Origin of the sequence: Rhizobium sp. BK602, from assembly GCF_014195095.1 — a bacterium.
Classification (GTDB): Bacteria; Pseudomonadota; Alphaproteobacteria; order Rhizobiales; family Rhizobiaceae; genus Rhizobium.
The window spans coordinates 148,081-169,590 of sequence record NZ_JACIBC010000010.1; the positions used below are offsets into that span (position 1 = coordinate 148,081).

Annotated in this window: 19 protein-coding genes; 2 read left to right on the top strand and 17 right to left on the bottom strand. The window is 62.8% G+C overall.

Annotated features, from left to right (window positions below):
* Positions 1–4: 4 nt before the first annotated feature.
* The 4 genes from nirB to FHX11_RS26820 form a co-directional block, all read right to left on the bottom strand.
* Entirely contained in the window at positions 5–2,455 is a 2,451-nt protein-coding gene (gene nirB, locus FHX11_RS26805) for a nitrite reductase large subunit NirB (protein ID WP_184363453.1), read from the bottom strand.
* 19 nt (positions 2,456–2,474) lie between these two features.
* Positions 2,475–3,740 carry a nitrate/nitrite transporter gene (locus FHX11_RS26810; RefSeq protein WP_184363454.1) on the bottom strand — a complete coding sequence of 422 codons (1,266 nt, stop codon included), beginning with the start codon at positions 3,738–3,740 and terminating at the stop codon, positions 2,475–2,477.
* 404 nt (positions 3,741–4,144) lie between these two features.
* On the bottom strand, positions 4,145–5,065 hold the full coding sequence (locus FHX11_RS26815) for a dihydrodipicolinate synthase family protein (protein ID WP_184363456.1): 921 nt from the start codon (positions 5,063–5,065) through the stop codon (positions 4,145–4,147).
* Between the two features lie 94 nt (positions 5,066–5,159).
* Complete coding sequence (locus tag FHX11_RS26820; protein WP_184363458.1) at positions 5,160–5,768, bottom strand: LysE/ArgO family amino acid transporter; 609 nt, start codon at positions 5,766–5,768, stop codon at positions 5,160–5,162.
* A 101-nt stretch (positions 5,769–5,869) separates the two neighbouring features.
* On the opposite strand from FHX11_RS26820, the gene FHX11_RS26825 reads away from it, so the two are divergent.
* Complete coding sequence (locus FHX11_RS26825; protein WP_184363460.1) at positions 5,870–6,769, top strand: LysR family transcriptional regulator ArgP; 900 nt, start codon at positions 5,870–5,872, stop codon at positions 6,767–6,769.
* A gap of 103 nt (positions 6,770–6,872) precedes the next feature.
* Here the strand turns inward: FHX11_RS26825 and FHX11_RS26830 are convergent, their stop codons facing one another.
* From FHX11_RS26830 to FHX11_RS26890, 13 genes are all read right to left on the bottom strand, one after another.
* The gene (locus FHX11_RS26830; protein WP_184363461.1) at positions 6,873–7,886 is read right to left on the bottom strand and encodes a Tim44 domain-containing protein; all 1,014 of its coding nucleotides are present in this window, start codon (positions 7,884–7,886) and stop codon (positions 6,873–6,875) included.
* A 155-nt stretch (positions 7,887–8,041) separates the two neighbouring features.
* Positions 8,042–9,412 (bottom strand): amidase, encoded by a 1,371-nt coding sequence (locus FHX11_RS26835; RefSeq protein ID WP_184363464.1) that lies wholly within the window; start codon positions 9,410–9,412, stop codon positions 8,042–8,044.
* The gene (locus tag FHX11_RS26840) at positions 9,409–10,647 is read right to left on the bottom strand and encodes an extracellular solute-binding protein (RefSeq protein ID WP_184363467.1); all 1,239 of its coding nucleotides are present in this window, start codon (positions 10,645–10,647) and stop codon (positions 9,409–9,411) included. The genes FHX11_RS26835 and FHX11_RS26840 overlap by 4 nt, the downstream gene beginning before the upstream one ends.
* Before the next feature lie 16 nt (positions 10,648–10,663).
* The gene (locus FHX11_RS26845; protein ID WP_184363469.1) at positions 10,664–11,719 is read right to left on the bottom strand and encodes a GTP-binding protein; all 1,056 of its coding nucleotides are present in this window, start codon (positions 11,717–11,719) and stop codon (positions 10,664–10,666) included.
* A complete protein-coding gene (locus tag FHX11_RS26850; RefSeq protein ID WP_184363472.1) occupies positions 11,709–12,041 on the bottom strand; it encodes a hypothetical protein in 333 nt (110 codons plus the stop codon). Before FHX11_RS26850 ends, FHX11_RS26845 begins: the two co-directional genes overlap by 11 nt.
* A gap of 51 nt (positions 12,042–12,092) precedes the next feature.
* Positions 12,093–12,974: a polysaccharide deacetylase gene (locus FHX11_RS26855; RefSeq protein ID WP_184363475.1), complete on the bottom strand. Its 882-nt coding sequence runs from the start codon at positions 12,972–12,974 to the stop codon at positions 12,093–12,095.
* A gap of 32 nt (positions 12,975–13,006) precedes the next feature.
* Positions 13,007–14,110, bottom strand: a complete 1,104-nt coding sequence (locus tag FHX11_RS26860) for an ABC transporter ATP-binding protein (RefSeq protein WP_184363478.1) — start codon at positions 14,108–14,110, stop codon at positions 13,007–13,009.
* Positions 14,111–14,188: 78 nt separating this feature from the next.
* Positions 14,189–15,421: an extracellular solute-binding protein gene (locus FHX11_RS26865; RefSeq protein ID WP_184363481.1), complete on the bottom strand. Its 1,233-nt coding sequence runs from the start codon at positions 15,419–15,421 to the stop codon at positions 14,189–14,191.
* A 99-nt stretch (positions 15,422–15,520) separates the two neighbouring features.
* On the bottom strand, positions 15,521–16,288 hold the full coding sequence (locus FHX11_RS26870) for an SDR family NAD(P)-dependent oxidoreductase (RefSeq protein WP_184363484.1): 768 nt from the start codon (positions 16,286–16,288) through the stop codon (positions 15,521–15,523).
* Between the two features lie 13 nt (positions 16,289–16,301).
* Positions 16,302–17,042, bottom strand: a complete 741-nt coding sequence (locus FHX11_RS26875; RefSeq protein WP_184363487.1) for a glucose 1-dehydrogenase — start codon at positions 17,040–17,042, stop codon at positions 16,302–16,304.
* A complete protein-coding gene (locus FHX11_RS26880) occupies positions 17,042–17,887 on the bottom strand; it encodes an ABC transporter permease (protein ID WP_184363490.1) in 846 nt (281 codons plus the stop codon). The genes FHX11_RS26875 and FHX11_RS26880 overlap by 1 nt, the downstream gene beginning before the upstream one ends.
* A gap of 2 nt (positions 17,888–17,889) precedes the next feature.
* On the bottom strand, positions 17,890–18,789 hold the full coding sequence (locus FHX11_RS26885; protein WP_184363492.1) for an ABC transporter permease: 900 nt from the start codon (positions 18,787–18,789) through the stop codon (positions 17,890–17,892).
* A 48-nt stretch (positions 18,790–18,837) separates the two neighbouring features.
* Positions 18,838–19,911 carry an ABC transporter ATP-binding protein gene (locus tag FHX11_RS26890; RefSeq protein WP_184363495.1) on the bottom strand — a complete coding sequence of 358 codons (1,074 nt, stop codon included), beginning with the start codon at positions 19,909–19,911 and terminating at the stop codon, positions 18,838–18,840.
* A gap of 551 nt (positions 19,912–20,462) precedes the next feature.
* Between FHX11_RS26890 and FHX11_RS26895 the strand changes: the two genes are divergently transcribed.
* Complete coding sequence (locus FHX11_RS26895) at positions 20,463–21,473, top strand: GntR family transcriptional regulator (protein WP_184363588.1); 1,011 nt, start codon at positions 20,463–20,465, stop codon at positions 21,471–21,473.
* Positions 21,474–21,510 lie beyond the last annotated feature (37 nt).

The following is a 21,510-nucleotide window of genomic DNA, read 5'->3' on the forward strand; positions in this document are numbered from 1 at the left end:
CTCCTTACTCGGCGGCCTGGTGGAAGCCGACCGTCGCCATCGGCCGGAATTCATGCTTGTCCTTGCCGGAGACGCGCTCCGACCAGGGATCGACCTGGGCGAATTTCTGGCTGAAGACGAAGCGGTCGTAATAGGCCTTGCGCTTGTCGCCATCCTCCATGATCTGGCGGCGGATCTCGTCGAGGCCAATGCGCTTGGCCCATTTGTAGATGCGCTCGAGATAGCGGGCCTGCTCGCGATACATCTGCGTCAGCGCCACGATATGCTCCAGCGCCTCGTCCTCGGTCTTCACCAGGCCGAGCACTTCCGTGCCCTTGATGTCGAGGCCGGCCGCACCCGCGAAATGGATCTCGAAGCCGCTGTCGACGCAGATGACGCCGACATCCTTGCAGGTGGCCTCGGCGCAATTGCGCGGACAGCCGGAAACCGCCATCTTCACCTTGGCCGGCGTCCAGGAACCCCACATGAATTTCTCGATGCGGATGCCGAGGCCAGTCGAATCCTGCGTGCCGAAGCGGCACCAGTCGGAACCGACGCAGGTCTTCACCGTGCGCAGCCCCTTGGCATAGGCCTGACCGGAGATGAAGCCGGCCTTGCCGAGATCGGCCCAGACGGCCGGCAGGTCCTCCTTCTGCACGCCGAGAAGGTCGATGCGCTGGCCACCGGTCACCTTGACCATCGGGATCTCGAACTTGTCGACGACATCGGCGATGGCGCGCAGCTCGCCGGAACTGGTGACGCCGCCCCACATGCGCGGCACGACCGAATAGGTGCCGTCCTTCTGGATATTGGCGTGGACGCGCTCGTTGATGAAACGCGACTGATAGTCGTCGGCATATTCGTCCGGCCAGTCGCAGACGAGATAGTAGTTGAGCGCCGGCCGGCATTTGGCGCAGCCGCAGGAGGTCTTCCATTCCAGCTCCTGCATGACCGCCGGAATGGTCTTCAGCCCCTTGGCCTTGATCAGCCGGCGCACATCGTCATGCCCGAGCTCGGTGCAGCCGCACATCGGCTGTACGGCCTTGGGATTGTAGGCATCGCCGAGCGTCAAGGTCATCAATTGCTCGACAAGGCCGGTGCAGGAACCGCAGGATGCGGACGCCTTGGTGTGGGCGCGCACATCGTCCAGCGACGTCAGGCCCTTGGCCGTGATCGTCGAGGTGATCTTGCCCTTGCAGACGCCGTTGCAGCCGCAGATTTCCGCATCATCCGGCAAGGCTGCAACGGCCGCCATAGGGTCCAGCGGAGACCCTCCCTGATAGGCCTGGCCAAAGATCAGGGTATCGCGCATCTCCGAGATGTCGGTCGCCTTCTTCTTCAGGTCGTTGAACCAGGCGCCGTCGGCCGTCTCGCCGTAGAGCACCGTGCCGATGATCTTGTTGTCCTTGAGCACCAGGCGCTTGTAGACGCCGGCGGAGGCATCGCGCAGCACGATCTCCTCGCGGTCGTCGCCATCGGCGAAATCGCCGAGCGAGAAGAGTTCGATGCCGGTGACCTTGAGCTTGGTCGGCGTGTCCGAATGCACGAAGCCGGCCGTGGTCTCGCCGGCCAGATGCGAGGCGGCGACGCGTGCCATCTCATAGAGCGGCGCCACCAGGCCATAGACCATGCCGCCCACCTCGGCGCATTCGCCGAGCGCCATAATGTCGCCGTCCGACGTGTTCATGGCGTCGTCGACGACGATGCCGCGATTGACGGCGAGGCCGGCGTCCTTCGCCAGCCCGACATTCGGGCGGATGCCGACCGCCATGACGACCAGCGTCGCGGGGATGATGCGGCCGTCGTCAAGTTCGATCCCCTCGACCTTGCCGTCGCCGACGATCGCCTTGGTATTGGCCTTGGTGATGACCTTGATGCCGCGTTCCTCGACAGCCTTCTGCAGCAGGTAGCCGGCGGCGGGATCGAGCTGGCGCTCCATCAGCGTCGGCATGACGTGGAGAACAGTGACATCCATGCCGCGGGCGGCAAGACCCGCAGCCGCCTCGAGGCCCAGCAGGCCGCCGCCGATGACGATCGCCTTCTCGCGCGACTGGGCGGCCAGCAGCATCGCCTGCACGTCGTCGAGGTCGCGATAGGTGATGACGCCCCGCAGATCCTTGCCCGGAACCGGGATGATGAAGGGTACCGACCCGGTAGCGATGACAAGCTTGTCGTAGCTCTCGGTCACGCCATGGTCCGACGTCACCGTCTTCGCGGCCCGGTCGATGGCGACGATCTTGTGGCCCTTGTAAAGCGTGATGCCATGCTTGATGTACCAGCCATCGCCGTGGATAATGATCTGCTCATAGTCCTTCTCGCCCGACAGGACCGGCGAGAGCATGATGCGGTCGTAATTGACGCGCGGCTCGGCGTTGAAGATCGTCACCTCGTAGAGATCAGGCGCCTTTTCCAAAAGATGTTCCAGCATCCGGCCGGGGGCCATGCCGTTACCGATGATCACGAGTTTCTGAGGCATAGTTCCAAGTCCTTGATGGTTAGGTGGCGGCCACGGCGGGAGTGGAGAGCTCGCGGCGCTCCAGCTGCCTTACGGACAGGTGCATCCAGACGAGCGAGATCGCGACGATCGCGAAAAGCAGCAGGAAACAGCTGGACCAAAGGCCGGTAATGTCTTTCAGGAGGCCGAAGGCGATCGGCAGGATGAAGCCTCCGAGGCCGCCCATCATGCCGACGATGCCGCCGACCGCGCCGACGCTCTCGGGATAGTAGGCGGGGATATGCTTGTAGACGGCAGCCTTGCCGAGGCTCATGAAGAAGCCGAGAACGAAGATGACGACGATGAAGACGGCCGGGGTGATGCCGAAGGCGGGGCTGGTGGTAGTGGCGGCCGGCACGGAGAGGATCAGGGTCGCGACCGCCGACACCGCCAGCATGGCGTACATGACGCTGCGCGCGCCCTTCTTGTCGGACAGCACGCCGCCGAAGGCGCGAAAGACGCTGCCGGGAATGGAGTAGGCGGCGGCAACCATGCCGGCAACTTCAAGATTGAAACCATAGACGCCGACCAGATAGCGGGGCAGCCAGAGCGACAGGGCAACGAAGCCACCGAAGGCGAAGAAATAATAGAGCGAGAAGCGCCAGACCTGAACGTTCTTCAGCGGCGCGAATTCCTTCAGCAAGCTCTTCGATGCAACGCCGCGATCGCGGCGGGCCCGGAAGGCGGGATCGTCTGACGTGGTGAACCAGAAGACGATCGCCATGACCGCCAGCACCAGCGCCCAGATCTCGGCGACCGCCTGCCATCCCCATGCGATCAGCACGAAGGGGGCGGCGAACTTGGTGACGGCAGCGCCGACATTACCTGCACCGAAAATACCGAGGGCCGTTCCCTGCTTTTCCGGCGGAAAGAACGGAGAGACATAGGCGACGCCCACCGCGAAGGAGCCGCCGGCAAGGCCGACGCCGAGACCGGCGATCAGCATTTCCGTGTAGGTCGTCGCGTAAGACAGCAGGAAGGTTGCCAGCGCCGCGGCCAGCATGGTCAGCGTATAGACGAGGCGACCGCCATAACGGCCTGTCCAGATCCCGAGCACGATGCGAACGATCGATCCGGTGAGGACCGGCGTTCCCACAAGCAACCCGAATTCGGCCTCGTTAAGGCCGAGCTCCTGCTTGATGCGAATGCCGATGATCGCAAAGATCGTCCAGACGGCGAAACAGAGGGTGAAGGCAATCGTGGAAATCCACAATGCCTTGACCGGCTCGCCGGCGGACATGGGCTGTATTGTCTTGAGAGCAGACATGGCTTCTCCGAGGCCCGACAAGGTCGTGCCGATCCATCGCTGGGGTTAAAAACAAAAAGCCGCTGGTCAGGACGCGCATACACTTAAGTGCGCGAGGTCTCCTGATCAGCGGCTTTGCTGGCGGCGCCCGCCGTTGGACGCCAAATTCGTGGCTTTCGCCTGCCTATACCAAGCAAGGCCCATGCCAGAATCAATAAGCTATTGTTTTAAAATGATTATTATAAAATCCCCGATTTTGACAGCGATTGCGTGCGTGAAAGCAGTCGCAGCATTTCCGCCAAAAAATGTGCAATGCGCACAAAATAAGCACATCGCTATTCCCGTGGCCGGGCAATGACATGGGCGTCCACCCCATCGATGATCAAGAACATTAGGGCCGCCAGATCGCAGTCAATACGAGGACGTCACACGCGACGCGACGCAGCCACATTTGCCGAGGCGGCGAGATGATCGAGAGCGCTTTCGACCCTTGCCCGGGCCGCTTCGTTCAAGGGCAGGATCGGCCGGGGCGGTGAGACCTTGCAGAGACCGATGAGGTCGGCAATGACATACATCACCCGGAAACTGCCGAACTCCTTGAACAGGCTCCAGAGCGGCTGGAACGCGCTATCGAGCCGCTCCACCTCCGCCGCATTGCCTGCCTGGGCCGCGCGCGTCAACGCCAAGGCCTCGGCGGGAAGCAGGCCGGCCACGACGCTGTACCAGGCATCGCCGCCCGCCAGGAGCGCGGCTGCCGCACCCCAGTCACCACTGTAGCCGATGGAAAATGTCGGTGGTGTCGTCCCGCGCAGGGCCGACAGTTCCGCCCCGAAATCGCCATCGGCCGGCAGCGGCATCTTCACCGCATCGACATGCGCCACCTTGGCGAGCCGCGCGATCAAGGCATTGCTGAAGGTGAATTTCGTCGTGCCCGGATTGTTGTAGATGCACAACGGCAAATCGCCGGCCTTCGCGACCACGACGAAATGCTCGTAGACCTCGTCCTCGAACAGCGGCGTATAAGACACCGGCGCCAGCAGCAGGCCATCGGCTCCGGCCGCCTTGGCATCCTCTGCAAGGGCCAGCGCCTCATCCGTGCGAAGCGCCCCGACGCCGACGATGACCGGGATCTTGCCGCCGACGGCGGCCATGGCGGCGTCCACGGCGCGCCGCCGCTCGTCCCGCGACAGGAAGGCATAGCCGCCCGTACTGCCCAGCAATCCGATGGAATCGGCGCCGGCCGCCTGGATTCGTGCGAGCAGGCGGGCGAGCGCATGCGTATCCACACGACCGGAAGCATCGGCGGGGGTGATCGGAAAGGCGGAAAGACCCTGGAAAAGCGGCACGATTTGATCCCTCTCGTTCAGCTATGGGGCAGGAGATGATCGAAGCCGGCGGACAATTCCCTGCCCTTCCGCTGTCGCTCCCGCCCGGCAAATTTCACATCCCGCGCAGCAATTTATACGCGATCAGCCACATCGTAAGCGCGATGATCGTTTCCAATATGCGCCACGCCGCGGGCCGCGTGAAGATCGGCCGCAGCCATCTAGCACCATAGCCGAGCGAAAAGAAGAACAGGAAGGAGCCCGTGATCGCCCCCGCCGCGAAAGAGACCTGCTGGCCAGCAAATCGCGTCGAGATCGTGCCGAGCAGCACCACCGTATCGAGATAGACGTGCGGATTGAGCCAGGTCAGGGCAAGGCAGGTCGCAAGGGTCTGCTTGAAGCCGGGCGACCTGCCCTCGCCGACGGCCAGCGCCCCGGACGACTGGAAGGCAGAGTAGAGGCTTCTGGCCCCATACCAGACCAGGAACGCCGTGCCGCCATAGCGCATGACCGGATCGAGCCAGGGCAAGAATGCCGCGATCTGCCGAAGGCTGGTCACGCCCAGAACGATCAGCACCGCATCGGACAGCGCGCAGGCGAGGCAGACGGCAAAGACATGCTCGTTGCGCAGGCCTTGGCGAAGAATGAAGGCATTTTGCGCGCCGATCGCGACGATGAGGCTAAGACCCATCATCAGGCCGGTAAAATAGATCGAAAAACTCATCGCCTCGGCGAACCCCACGCTGTTTGATGGCGGCCTCGGTATCGCGCGGATGAAAATTAGGCTAGTTAAGGTAGGTTATCCCAATTAAGCGAAACTAATCCATGCTCGACTATTCCGCACTCCGCGTTGTTTTGGCCGTGGTTCAGACGGGCAGCTTCGAACGGGCGGCCTCGATCCTGAACGTCACCCCCTCTGCCGTCTCGCAGCGGGTGAAGCAACTGGAAGAACGCCTCGGCGTCATCCTGATAGAAAGAGGCAATCCCTGCACGGCGACGGAAAAGGGAGAATGGCTTTGCCGGCACATGGAAAATGTCGGCATGCTCGAAGGCGAGCTGTTCGAGCATTTGCCGGCCCTTGCCGATCCCAATGAGCCCAAGCAAAAGGTGACGCTGCAGATCGCGACCAATGCGGATAGTTTGGGAACATGGTTCGTGGAGGCGATGGCGAATTTCGCCAAATCCTCGCCCTATCTGCTGAACATCGCCGTCGACGATCAGGACCACACCGCCGAATGGCTGCGGCGCGGCCGCGTGATCGCCGCGGTGACCAGCCTGGAAAAGCCGATTTCAGGCTGCCGGCGCTTTTCGCTGGGCGCCCTGCGCTATCATGCGACGGCAAGCCCCGACTTCGTTGCGCGCTACTTCGCGCAAGGCGTGACGGCGGACGCGATCGCCCGCGCGCCCGCTTTGACCTTCAGCCAGAAGGACCAATTGCAAATCGACTGGGTCCGCCAGACGTTCGGACCTGGCATCAACTATCCGACCCACTGGCTTCCATCGTCGCAGGGTTTCGTCGAGGCAAGCCTCGCGGGTATGGGATGGGGCATGAACCCCGTCGAGCTGACGCGTGAGCATATCCGGTCCGGGCGGTTGGTGGAGCTGATCCCCGACACGCCGCTCGATATCGCGCTCTACTGGCAAATCAATCGCCTCGCCGCCGACCGCCTGGCGGAACTGACGCGCGAGGTCATCAAGGTTGCCAAGCGCCATCTCGTGGCGTGACATGCCGGCACCGGAAGTTCCTTCTCTCCGAGGGGAGAAGGGGACGCACGGCAACGACCTCATCTCGTATACGATTCACCTTCGACCTTTGCCGAAAGCCGGCTCAGGCGTGGGGAGAATCCGTGCCCTGTATCGCCGACAGAATCCAGTCCGAACCTGGCTTGCGAACGAAGGTCCAGATCTCGGTCGTCTCCGAGGCATTGCGATCGTCGCCATCGACGAGGCGGCCCGTTGTGCGGTCGAGCAGGGCATCGATGCTCGAATAGCGCATCGCGAGCGTGGCATATTCGGTATTGCCCTCACGCCAGGCTTCGGCGATGTCGCCCTGGAGGAGACGGACGTCGGTGACGCTGTTGCGGACACCCCTGGTGGCGTTCTCGCCCAGCTCCTCGGCCAGATAGGACATCGCCTCCGGCGTGGTCAGCCGGCGCAGCGTGGCATAATCCTCGGCGCCGTACGCCGACTGGATTTCGGTCAGAAGCCGCTCGAAACGGTCGAGGTCGGCTTGCTGCAGCCCAATCTCGTCATTCGCCTGCCGCCTCTTCTGCGCCGTCGCCGCGCCGCCACCGCCGATCTGCGGAATGGAGAAGGAGGGACGCGGCGACGCGTTCGCATTGTTCATGGCATTCATGTTGTAAGAGGCGCCCGCACCGGGCGCGGCATATTGCGTGCGCTGGCGGTTCGCGAAAAAGCGCATGGCAAAGCTGATCGCCGCGATGATCAGGCCGATCTGCAACAGCATGCCGAGGAAGCCGAAACCACCGCCGAAGCCGTGACCGAGCAGCATGCCGAGAAGGCCGCCGGCAATCAGTCCACCGATCATCGACCCGCCGAAGCCGCCGAAAAGGCCGCTGCGCTGCGGCGTGTTGATCGGCTGCTGCATACCGCTCTGCTGCCCCACCTGCGGCTGCGGCGTCATCGTCCGCTCGATCGGCGCGGCCTGGGTGGGAGCCGTCCGCGTGGTGGCGGGAGCGTCGAAGGTCCTCGTTCCGCGGCTACCGAAGCCGGAGCTGCCGGCCCGACGCGCATCGGCATCGTCGAAGCTCGCAAAGGCTGAGGCGGCGGCAAGGCCGATAATGGCTGCGATCTTGGCGAAACGCGGAACTGCACGGAACATTGGCTCTCCTGTCCTTGGGCAGAAAGATGATCTGCCCGCTATATAAGAACGCCAATTTGCGATTGTAAGACGACGCGGCAACTCTTTCCGGGAGGCCGGCTTAGGGCCCGGCGGTGCCGCCTAAGCGCGCCACCCCGACATCCGCATTCACGCGTCTAAGCCGAGGGACGCACGACCTCCTCGACCGCGAGGGCCGCCGCCAGCAGCGCTTCGTCCAGTCCCTTCCTGGCCGACAACAGGAAGCCGACGGGCATGCCGGCATCGCCGGTGCCGCAGGGCAGCGATACGCCGCAGCCGTCGAGGAAATTGCCGATCAGCGTGTTGCGCAAGGTCTTCGCATTGACCTTCACGAACCGCTCGTCATCCGCCTCCAGCAGGCCGAGCGCGGGCGCCACATGCGCGACGGTGGGATAGGCGATGAACTCGTTTGGCGCAGTCGCGGCCTCGAAAGCCGCGATCAACCGTTCGCGCTCCCTCAGCAGGGTCAGATAATCGACGAGCGTGATCTTCTCGCCGAGCCGGGTGCGCGCAACGACGCGCCGGTCGATGGCAGCCGCATCCGGCCCCGACAGACGATGATGGTGAAGCCCATAGGCTTCCGCCGTGACCAGCGGCCCATGTTTCGCCATCAGGTCGAAGACGCCGCTGAAGGTCGGAAAAGCGGCCCGGCGCACCCGCACGCCAGCCCGCTGCAGCCTCTCGATAGCAGCCTCGAAAGCCTCGCGGACCCCATCCTCGATATCATCCATGACGACATTCGTCGGCACCACGATGGAAAGCTTGGCGAGTTCAGCACGGGCGATCTCCGGCACGAGACGCCGCCGCATGGCCGCGTCCGTCCAGATGGCATCCTGAACGGTACGGCAGAGCGGGCCGAGCGAATCGAGGCTTGTCGCCAACGGAAACACGCCCGCCATGCTATAGCGGCCACGGCTTGCCTTATAGCCGACGAGACCGTTGAAGGCGGAGGGAATGCGGACCGACCCGCCCGTGTCCGTTCCGATCGACACCGGCACCAGACCGGCGGCGACCGCGACCGCCGAGCCCGACGACGAGCCGCCGGGCACGCGCGCGACATCGGTGGATGCGGGATTGAGCGGCGTGCCGTAATGCGGATTGAGGCCGAGGCCGGAAAAGGCGAACTCGCTCATATTGACCCGGCCGAGGCTTACCATGCCCGCATCCGCCAGCGCCATGACGACATCGGCGTCTTCGGCGGCGGGCGCGTCATCGGCGAGAACAACGGACCCTGCCGTGGTCGGCAGGCCACGAATAGCGAACAGATCCTTCCAGGCGATCGGAATACCATCCAGCAGCCCGCGCGAACGCCCCTCGCGCAGTCGCCTCGACGAGGCCGCAGCCTCTTCCTTCGCACGCGCCTCCAGCAGCCGCGTGAAGATCGCCTGGTCCTGATGGGTCCGGATCGCATCCAGGCTTTCCTCGGTCAGCGCAACCGGATCGAGGCTACCGGACTGGATCAGCACCGATAATTGCGCGATCGATTTGCCGAGATGTGTCTGTGTCATTGACCCTGCTCTCCCCTGCCGCCGACAAGCTGCATCCAGCGGCGCACCAGATAATTGTGCTCATCCATTGTCGTATTCCAGACGGCAATGCAATTGGCGCGCTGCCAATAGGACCCGCCGCTGCGCGCCGAGCCCCTTCTGATCCGCGTCTGCCCATCGGGACCGGGGAGGTCTTCGGCCGCGGCGGCGCCCTCGTACCAATAGTCCCATTCGGCCTGCGTCATGAACTGGCGGGAGCGCTGCGGCGTCGAAATGTAATAGCCCTGACGCGCGACCACCGCGCCCGGCCAGCCCGAGATCCACCAGTTCAGATAATCATAGGCGACATCGAGCAGGCGGCCGCTCAAGTGTTTGGAAAGGCACAGGCCTCCATGCCAGGCGCGATAGCCTTCGGCGGGCACGGCCTGCTCGACCGGCACCCCTTTGGAATTCAGGATGCCGATGCCGGGCGACCACATGCTCTGGACGCTGGTCTCGCCCGCGATCATCAGCCGCGCCGCATCCTCGGCGGTCTTCCAGAAATCACGGAAGAAGCCAGTCTTCTTGCGCTCTTCCAGGAGATCAATGAGCTGGTCGATCTCCTGAATCGACATATTGCCGATATCGTCGAACGACATGAGGCCGGCGGCCTGGGCCGCCAACGCCGCATCGAAAATGCCAATGGCAGGCTCGTCCACCAACGCCACCCTGCCCGCCCAGCGCTCATCGAAGAGTGCGCCCCAGGAATGCATGCCGACGCCGTCCGGGGCCAGATCGGTCCGATAGGCGAAGCTGTCGAAATTATGCGTCGTCGGCAGCATCGAGATGAAGCGCGCCGGCGTATCGCCCAAGGCGAGATTGGGCTGCACGAAAAGCTTTTTCGCCGGCACGTCACCAAGCCCCATACGGGGGTTGGGGCCGATGTGACCGGTCTTCGTCAGATCGTTGACCTCATCCCAGAGCACGATGCGCTGCGTGTCCACCGGCTGGATCGCGCGCCAGTGCCAGACGATATCGAGATTGTGGAAGCACTGGTCGTAGATGTCGTAGGTTTCCGGCTCGCGGGCCGCCTTGTACTGCGTCGTCAGGAAATCATTGTTGTCGAAGGTCACGTCGATGCCGAGATCCTCCTGCGCACGCAGGCGCAGCTCCTCCAGCAACGAGATCGCGGTGCCCAGCACGCGCAGGCGCGGCCGACCGTTGAGATGCAATGCGGGAGCGGACAGGGTTTTGGCGACGGATTCATGCTTGTTCATAGGGATACCGGTTGTCTCATCGCGCCGCAGCGATCGGGTAAGACGTCGTTGTGGGCACGCGCGCCAGTGTGAAGGCTTCAAAGGAGCGTTTCAAGAGAGCGCCGTCGAGCCCGTCCAGAATGAAGACCAGACGCGAGGTTCGGTCCTCCGAAGGCCAGCCCTCCATATGCACCGGTGTATGAACCAGATGCTGGACGCCATGGACGGCGACAGGACGTTCTTCGCCGCTGAGATTGAGGATACCTTTCACCCGCAGTACGCGCTCCCCATGCCGATTGAGCAGCATGGTCAGCCAAAGCCCGAAAGCCGTCCAATCGACGGGCCTGTCGATACTGAGCGAGATTGATGAGATGGCCGCCTGATGCGGCACGCCGTCCGAGGAAACGAGCTGCACTGGTTCCTCACAGTAGAAACCGCTGGGCGACAGACTGCTGCTCGGTGAAACGCTGCTCTGGACGGCGACCAGCGAGGAGAGATCGAGATCCGGGTCGGCGGCTATCAGGATCGGTGCATCGGGATTGAGCGCGCGAAGGCGAGCTTGAAGATCTCCTTCATCGCAGTCCGCCTGAAGATCGGTTTTGGTGACGATCAAGCGGTCTGCAACCGCCGCCTGCCGGTTGGATTCGATATAGGTGTCGAGCTGGCGAAGCCCGTTCACCGCGTCGACCGTCGTCATCACATTGCCGGCGCAGAAGTGATGGCGAAGCACCGGATCGGCCTTGATGGTCGAGAGCACGGGGAAAGGATCGGCAAGCCCGGTGCTTTCGATGATGACGCGCCGGAATAGCGGCAACAGCCCACGCTCGCGGCGGGAGTAGAGCTCCTTCAATGCGGCAGCAAGGTCGCCGCGCACCGTGCAGCAGACGCAGCCGGAACGCAGCAGCACCATCTCGCCGTCGACGCTTTCGACGAGATCGTGGTCGAGCCCGATCTCGCCGAATTCGTTGATGAGCACGGCGGTGTCGGCAAAGGCCGGATCCGCCAGGATGCGCTTCAGCAGCGTCGTCTTGCCGGAGCCGAGAAAGCCCGTCAGCAGGTTGATCGGCAGGAAGCCGCTTGTTTCAGTCACCATGCCGCGCCTCCATCCTTGCGACGAAAGCAAGGTCGAGAGGGTCACAGGGCCGGCCAACGAGCCTTTCGGCCGCCGGCCAGAGATGACCAAGATCTTCGATCATCTCGCTCCTGCCTGTTCGTGTTGACAGAACGAAGGACGCGCCCTGCCAATCGGAGAGGACAAGGCCGAAACCCGAGAGCATCTCGTTGGCGGCACGCACGCGCTCGGCACGCTCGCGCCGCCGGTCGACGCTGGCGTGATTGCGGGTGAACACGCCCGGCCGTGCCGCGGCATCCGTCCAATGCTCATTGCCGCCGAGCACGCCGCACAGTGAACACATGACGATCCGCCTCCTTCAGAATTGATGCTCTCAGTCTTTCAGCCTAGCCGGCTATTTCTTGCGCGGAAAGCGGGCGGCGAAATCGTCGGCGATCTCGTTCATCGTCACGAACTTCACGCCGGGATGCTTGACCATATGCGCATAGAGCCGCTCCAGCATCATCAGCACCTGCGGCCGGCCGGCGACATCGGGATGGATGGTGATCGGGAAGACGGCATAATCCATCTCGCGATAGACCCAGTCGAACTGATCGCGCCACATCTGCTCGATATCGTGCGGGTTGACGAAACCGTGGCTGTTCGGAGCCTTCTTGATGAACATCATCGGCGGCAGGTCATCGAGATACCACGAGGCCGGGATTTCGATCAGATCGGTCTCCTGGCCGCGCTTCAGCGGCACCATCCAGTCCGACGGCTTGCGGGAATAGTCGATCTTCGTCCAGCTGTCGCCGACACGCACGTAGTAGGGCGTGAAATCCTTATGCATCAGCGAGTGATCGTACTTGATGCCGCGCTCCAGAAGCAGTTCGTTGGTGACATTGGAGAATTCCCACCACGGCGCGACATAGCCGGTCGGGCGCTTGCCGGACAGCTTGGTCACCAGCTCGATGCACTTGTCGAGGATTTCCGTCTCCTGCTCGCGCGTCATGGCGATCGGATTTTCATGGCTGTAGCCGTGAATGCCGATTTCATGGCCGGCATCGGCCACGGCCTGCATCTGCTCGGGGAAGGTCTCGATCGAGTGGCCGGGAATGAACCATGTCGTCTTGATGCCGAAGCGCTCGAAGAGCTTCACCAGACGTGGGCTGCCGACTTCGCCGGCAAAGAGCCCTCTCGAAATATCGTCGGGCGAGTCCTCGCCGCCGTAAGAGCCGAGCCAGCCGGCCACGGCATCGACGTCGACGCCAAAACTGCACAAGATTTCCTTTGCCATGGGATGACCTCCTTTAGTCAGGTTTTCTGTCGTTAGTGAGCTGGAATGACCGTCGCGTCGGCCGGGTTCCAGGTGAGCATGACCTCGGCGCCGACGGGAAAGGCGCCGGGGCGGTATTTGTCGACATGCGCCTCCAGAGCGAGACCGCGACCGTCGGGCAGGCTGACGCCGATCTGCGAGATATGGCCGACCACGTCGAAACGCTCGATGCGCGCGCCGACCACATTGCCGCCAAAGGCGCCGGCGAGATTTTCGCGCGCTGAGCCGCCTGCCGCGTGAACCTCGATCGCCTCCGAAGGGATGACGATGTTGACCTTGCTGGGAAGGCCGCCATTGGCGCAGCCGGACAGGGTGCCGAACGCGGTCGAGACGAATGTGCTGTCGGTCTTGGTGCCGGCGACCTCGCCCTCGAAGATGGTATTGCGGCCGATGAACTGCGCCACGAAGGGCGTGTTCGGGCGCGTGTAAAGCTGATGCGGCGGGCTGACCTGCTCCACCCTGCCCTGGTTCATGACGACGATGCGGTCGGACAGCGCCAGCGCTTCCGATTGAGCATGGGTGACGAAGACGAAGGTCACGCCGAGTTTCTTCTGCAATAGTTTGAGTTCGTTCTGGATCGCCTTGCGCAGATTGGCGTCGAGGGCGCCCAGCGGCTCGTCGAGAAGCAGCACATCCGGCTCGACCACGAGGCCGCGGGCAAGCGCGATACGCTGGCGCTGACCGCCCGAGAGCTTGTCCGGCTTGCGCTCGGCAATGTCCTCCAGCCCGAGGGTGGCGAGAATGCGCTCGACCCGCGCATCCCGCTCGGCCTTCGCCATGCCCTTGACCTCGAGACCATATCCGACATTCCGACGCACGGTCATATGCGGAAACAGCGCATAATTCTGGAAGATCATCGATGTCGGCCGCTTCTGCGGCCTGACATCGTTCATGCGCTCGCCCTTGATCATCATGTCGCCGGAGGAGATGCTTTCGAAACCGGCGATCATGCGCAGCGTCGTCGTCTTGCCGCAGCCGGAAGGGCCAAGGAAGGCGATGAACTCACCCTTCCTGATCGAAAGATTGAAGTCGATGACGGCTGGCGTGCCATTGTCATAGACCTTGCCGACATTGATGAGTTCCAAATCATATATCATGGGAGATCTCCGGGCGTGGACGGAGAGGCGGACATCGCCTCCCCGCGGTGCTGGGCATGGGTGGCTGACGCCGCCCCATTACGCATTGAGGAATTCATCCCACTTCTGGACGAGATGGTCGTATTCGTCCGGCCACTGATGCCAGTAGGCGACGTTCTTGGCGCGCTCGGCCAGCGAGCCGCCGTCGCGCAGGTCGCCTTCCTTGATGCCGCGCTCGGCGGCGCCGACCCATGGCTTGCCCTCGTACCAGAAGGCATATTTCTCCGGCGCCATGACCTTCTGGATATTGGTCGACGGGGAGTAGTAGCCCTGTTCGGACACGGTGATGCCCGGCTCGCCGGAGAGCCAGTAATCGGCATAGGCGATCACGGCATCCTTGTTCGGCGTGCCTGATATCATCGACGGGCCGATCGCCCAGCCGCGATAGCCTTCCTTCGGCACGGCATATTTGCACGCCTTACCCTGGGCCTTGACCGCCATGACGGCTGGCTGCCAGGCATCGCAGACGACCATCTCGCCCGATGCCATCAGGTTGACCAGCTCGCCGAAGTCACCCCAAAGCGCGCGGAACTGCCCGTCCTTCTTCTTGGAGACCAGGAATTTCGCCGCCTCGTCGATCTCGGCCGCGCTCGGATTGCCGGGATTCTTGACGTTCAGAAGGCCGAGCGTGTTCATGGCCATGATAGCCTGGCCGAAGGCGATGAGCGGATCGGTATTGAGGCCCGACTTGCCCTTCCACTTCGGATCGAAGATCGCCGACCACGTATTGGCTTCCTCGGCCGACAGGACATCCGGATTGTAGCCGATGGAATCGTAGTTATAGACCGCAGGCACCATGTTCAGCGTGGTCTTGGCCTCATCGGCCCAGATTTGGCCGACGATCTGCTGCTTCACCTCCCACTTGTCGGAAGGTGTCGTGAAGGTATCGCGGATATTGGCCCAATTCTTCAGGGAGGCGGCCGGGACCGGCTCGACATTGTTGGTCATGACGATCGACGGCAGGCGCTCGCCGATGATCTCCCAGCAATCATAATCCTTGGAGCCGGACAGGATCTTGGTCTGCGCGTCCGGAAAGGTCGCCGCCGTGCCGGACGTCTGCCCGACGCCGCTTGCCTTGCGGAAATCGTCGAGGATACGCTCCTGGACCGTGACCGAAAGGCCGATGGTGCGCAGCTGCTCCTTGGCAAGATTGGCACCCTGCGCATAAGCCGCCCGCGACGACAGGAAGGGCGTGCCGCCGCCGATCGCGAGCGCCATCACGCCGGCGGAATGCTTCAACAGAGAGCGTCTGTTTATTTCCATTTTGGACATTTCTGTTCTCCAGTGCTGATTGCTGTTCCCTTGGACCCTTGCTGGGCCTGCTTCATTGCCGTATCGCCCTCTGCCCGGCCTTGGCCGGGGCGAGGACGATCAGTACCGCCCCACGAGGAGGCCACCATCCACGACCAGAACCTGGCCGGTCATGTATCTCGCGCCGTTCGAGGCGAGGAATGCGATCACGTCGGCGATGTCTTCCGGCTCGCCGAGCCGGCCCATGGGGATGAACTCGGCCGCCTTTTCCGCGCCTACGGGGCCGAGCGAATTCTCTTCCGATAGAAGCTGAGCCGTGCGGATGTAGCCCGGCGCAATGCCGTTGACCCTGATGCCGTCCTTCGCCAGTTCGACGGCCAGCCCGCGCACCAGCCCGACGACTCCGGATTTTGCCGCCGAATAGTGGACATGCTCGTCCCATCCGTAGGCCACGCCCATGACCGAGGAGAGCGCGACGATGCTGCCCGACTTGCGAGCGCGCATGCCCGGCACGGCGGCACGCACCAGCTTGAAGATGCCCTTCAGGTCGACATCCATGGTCAGGTCCCATTTGTCGTCGCTGAGCTGATCAAGCGGCGTACGATGGGCGATGCCGGCATTGGCGACGACGACGTCGATCTTGCCAAAGCGGCCCTCGACATCGGCGACGAGCCGGTTCGCGGCCTCCGTCGAGCGGACGTCGTAGAGATGAAATTCAGCCGAACCGCCGGCGGCAAGAATGTCGCGGACGGTCTGCTCGCCTTCCTTTTCGAGAATGTCGGTAACGACAACATGGTCTCCGAGCGCGGCAAACGCCTTCGCCGCCGCCTGGCCGATGCCGATGCCCGCGCCTGTGATGATGACAACCCGCTTTTCTACACTGCCCATCTGCTTCTCCCTTTCAGAGCATCACGTCGCCGGAATTCGGACCGAGGGTCTGGCCGACGAAGAGGCTCGCTGCCGGCGAGGCCAGAAATGCCACGGTCGCGGCCACCTCTTCTGGCTCGCCGAAGCGGCCGAGCGGCAGTTCGCGCTTCTTGCGTTCGCGCCATTCTTCGGAAAGGCCGCGCACCAGCGGCGTATTGATCGGTCCGGGCGCCACGGCATTGACCCGCACGCCGCGGCTCGAAACCTCACGAGCCAGTGCCTTGGTCATGCCGATGATCGCCGCCTTGGCGCCGGAATAGTGAACCAGCTCGATGCCGCCGATCTGGCCAAGCTGCGAGGCGACGTTGACGATGACGCCCTCGCCGCGCGCCAGCATCGCGGGCAAAACAGCCTTGGTCATCAGGAAGGTGCCACGCACATGCACGGCAAACATCCGGTCGAAATCCTCAAGCTCGAGGTCTTCGAAGGCCGCCTGATGCGCGATGCCGGCATTGTTGACGAGGAGGACGACGTCGCCATGCGAGGCCTTGGCGGCGGCATGGATGGCCGCCACATCCTCCGGCCTGGCGACATCGCCGGCGATCGCGGTCGCCGCACCGCCCGCCTTGATGATTTCCGAGGCGACTGCCTCGGCCCGCTCCCCCGAGAGGTCGTTGACCAGAACCGCGTAACCGTCTGCGGCAAGCCGCAGTGCGATGGCGCGGCCGATACCGGAGCCGGCGCCGGTAACGATGGCGGAAAGCCTCCGCACCATTATGCGTCCTCCTGAATGCGGACACGCTTGGCGCGGCGGACCGACAGACCCATCAGGATCGCGTAGGTGCCGAGGAGCGCGAAGGAAAACAGCGTGGTCAGAACCCCGAAGGCAAAGACGTTCGGATGCACCTCGACGGAGAAAGTGCCGTAGATGGCGAGCGGCAGCGTCAGCTCGCGGCCGGAGGCGAACAGGGTGCGCGAGAACTCGTCATAGGACAGCGTGAAGGCAAACAGCATGGCCGAAAGCACGCCCGGGAAGATCAGCGGAAAGGTAACCTTGTGGAAGGTGCGCGCCGGCGTGACGCCGAGCGACCAGGAGGCTTCCTCCATGCTCGGGTCGAAGCGGTTGAAGATCGCCAGCATGACAAGGAAGGCGAAGGGGAAGGTGTAGACGACATGCAGGACGAAGGCTGTGCTCCACCAGTGCCGGTCGATGCCGAAGGCATTGGCGACAAGCGCCATGCCGAGACCGACCAGCACGCCCGGCACCATCATGCCGAGGACGATCAGATAGAAGGCCACCCCCGAGCCGCGGAACTTGCGGCGAAAAGCCTGGGCGGACATGACGCCGAGCACGGTCGAGACGATCATGGTCATCAGCGCCAGAAAGAGCGAGCGGATCAGCGCCTGATCGATCGGCAGCGGCGCGATGCGCGAGGGCGGCGTCAGGCCGAAGAGATGCCGATACCAATAGGTCGACCATTCGATGATCGGAAATTGCGGACCGCCCTCGGGGCCGGTCTGGAACGACAGGATCGCCAGGACGACGAGCGGTCCGTAGAGGAAGATCAAAAAGAGGGTCGTATAGACGCCCAGGCCGAGCTTTATGCCGCCAGCATTCATGATCAGAGCTCCTTTCTGAGGTCGACGACCTTCAGCAGGGCCGCGACGACCGCGCCCATGATGATCGTGAGCACAACGCCGGCAACCGCGGCAAAGGCCCATTTCAGCGAGCCGACCTGAGTGACGATGATATTCCCCAGCAGATTGACCTTGCGGCCGGAGAGCGCGGCCGAGGTGGCGAATTCGCCCAGAACCATGACGGAGACGAAGATGGCGCCGACCACCACGCCCGGCATGGACAGCGGCAGGATGATCGTGCGGAAGATGCGCCAGAAGCCGGCGCCCAGATCCTGGGCGGCCTCGATCACCGAGGCGTCGATGCGGCCCATCATGAAGGCGATCGGCCCGACCATGAAGACGCAATAGATCTGCGTCATGCCGATAATGACCGACAGTTCCGAAAACAGCAGCACCTCAATCGGCTGCTGCACGATACCGAGCTTCATCAGGATCATGTTGATCGCGCCCTCGGTGCCGAGCATCGGCCGCCAGGCAAGCACCCGGATCAGGAAGGATGTCCAGAACGGGATGACGCAGAGCACGAGAAGTACGGTCTGCAGCGTCTTGTTCTTGATAAGAAGCCCGACGAAGAGCGCTGCCGGATAGCCGACGATGAGCGTCGACAAAAGCACGAGCAGCCATATGCGGATCGTCGTCCAGAGTGCACCGAGATAGGTGGCGCTGGTCAGGAAGGTGATCCAGCTCTGCAAGGTCAGCGTCGGCTCGATCTTGAAGGTCGTCTGCGTCCAGAAGGAAACATAGACCATCATCAGCATCGGCAGGACGAGGAAAGCGACCATCCAGATCATGCCCGGCGCCAGAAGCCAGAATGTCTTGCTCGATCTCCTGCGCGCAGTCGCGCCTTCCTGCACGGCTTCCTCGCTTGTTGCGACCATGGTCATCTCTCGCTCTCCTTGGAGGGTCCGGTGGAAGGGTTCGACGGGCTCACATCAACCGAAAACAAGGGCATCCTCCTTCTTCCAGACGAGCGCATAGCGATCCTTTTCGACAAAGGCCGGCGGGCGGGCATGGCTCAGATGGGATTCGACCTCGAAAACATGGCCGCCATCGAGGGCGAAGAAGGAATTGACCGCCGCGCCGGAATATTCGCTGGCAATGAAATCACCCTCGATGCGCACTTCGTCGTTCGAAAGCGACGCCTCGCGAGGGCGGATCGAAACACGGTCGTAGCGGATCGCATAGGCTGGCTGCGGCGCCTTCCTGCGCGATCCATTCAGCGGAAAGCGACCGGCGGGTCCGACGAAAACATCCTCGACGACATCGCCGGCAAAGAGGTTGTAGCAATTGAGAAAGCGGGCGACGGCTGCGGTCGCGGGGCTGTTGTAGACGATATCCGAGGCCGCTGCCTGCGCGATGCGGCCGCGATCGAGCACAAGCACCAGGTCTCCCATCGCCAGGGCTTCGCTCTCGCTGCCCGTAACATGCAGGAAGGTCACGCCGCAGCGCTCGCGGATAATCTTGAGTTCGCTGCGCATGCGGCCGCGCAGATTGGCATCGAGCGCGCCGAGCGGCTCGTCCAGCAGCACCATCTTCGGCTCCGTCACCAGAGTCCGCGCCAGGGCGACACGCTGACGCTGGCCGCCCGAGATCTGCGTGACGGCGCGGTCGTCAAACCCCTTGAGGCCGACCAGCGACAGCATGTCCTGAACCCTCTTTGCCAGGACGCGCGCATCCGTTACCGGATCGACCTTGCGATTGCGCAGGCCGAAGGCGACGTTTTCGGCGACGGAAAGATGCGGGAACAGAGCGAAGTTCTGAAAGACGAAGCCGATGCCGCGATCATGCGGCTCGACGCCGTCAAGACGCTTGCCGTGGAAGAGGATCGAGCCGGCATCCGGCTCCTCGAAGCCGGCAATGACGCGCAGCAGCGTCGTCTTACCCGAGCCGCTCGGCCCGAGCAGCGAGATATAGGCATTGTCGGGCAGAGAGAAATCTATCCTGTCCAGCGCGGGTGCTGCCCCATAGGACTTGGTGACTTGGCTGAGCTGAAGAACGGTCGACACCGATTTCCCACCAGTTTCAAGGCAAGGACCATCCTTCGGGCAAAGCATCGCCATCGCCAGGATCGCATCGATCCGGACACCAGACGTCGGCCTGCATTCGCACATGATCACATGCGCGTCAAAGAGATGTTCCTTGGCGTTTCAAAGAGTTCCACCTGCGGCGCTTCTAACGAGCGCCTTGATGATGAGAGCATTGCATAAATGATTTTTGTATTCAATAGACTTTTTCTGAAAAGACGAATTGAGGCAGAAAATGACTCAGACGCATCGAGCACCAAGGAGCAGGAAGGCCGACGCGGCCTTAAGAAGGTGCATAAATCTAACCGCAAAACCCTTGCCGCAAGCGCCATTTTGCAGCGCTTACGCTTGAAAACATTCCGCAAAAGGTAAGCCTCTCGGCCATACCCACCGACGCGCATCACCTCGACGGCTATAAAAATTGCAGCTTAATAATATATTTTGTATTCAATAGTCATTTATTTTTGCGCTATGTTGGTGCGACAAAACGCGTAAGAGTGAGGCATCGGAACGACGTGAGTCCATTGCATCAGATGACCGAAAACCACGCGCGCCCCAATGCGCAAAAGCGCTACGAGATCGCCGAGGATGTTCTGCGTGGCAATATCGAGGACAACACGCTGCCGCAGGGCGTGGTGCTGCTCGAAGGGCCGATCGCCGATATCCTGCAGATTTCGCGCGCGCCGGTGCAAAGGGCGCTGCAGGCGCTGGAGAGCGAAGGCCTGGTACATCGCTTCAACGGGCGCGGCTACCTCGTCGGGCCTGCCGGCCAGGGCATCGAGCCGAACCGCACCGATATCAAGACGCTCGGCCTGACCATCCCGCGCCACGCGGACGAGGCCTTGCAAAGCCGATCCTCCTGGGAGCGCATCTACAATACCGTCGAGGCCGATGTCGCCGGCTGCGTCGTCTTCGGCCAGTACCGTATCATCGAGATCGAGCTTGCGGATCACTTCAAGGTCAGCCGCACTGTGGTGCGCGACGTGCTGACCCGTCTGCGCGAACGCGGCCTCGTGCGCAAAAACCAGTCGTCCCACTGGATCGCCGGCCCGCTGACGGCGCAGATGATCAAGGATCATTACGGCCTGCGCGGCATGCTGGAGCCGCAGGCGATGGTCGCCGGAGCAGGCCGGGTCGATCGGGAACGGCTGAACGAGCTGTTTCTGCGCCTCTGCGAGCTCGAGCGGCATGAGCCGGCCGATCATCTCGCGGCGCTGGAGGCCATCCCGGCGGACTTCATCGAGATCTGCATCCTTGCGACGCCAAACGAACGGCTGAAGGAATCCATCCGCAACAATCTGCTGCCGGTAACGGCGACGGAGCGCTTGCTGCGCCGCCTCGGCCTGCCCGGCGATCCCGCCATCATCACGGAACTGCGCCTGATCGCGGAGCTGCTGCTGCGCGGTGCGGTGAAGGCGGCGGCGGCGATGATGGAAAACCATCTCGAAGCCTCCGTCGACCGCACGATCGCGCAGATGAAGATCGTCGCAATCATTCCCGGTCCCGGCGTGACGGCCGCTTATCTCACCCGCGTTCTCGAGTGAGGCGCAGGCGGTCTCTATAGCATTCCATCTGCGTCGG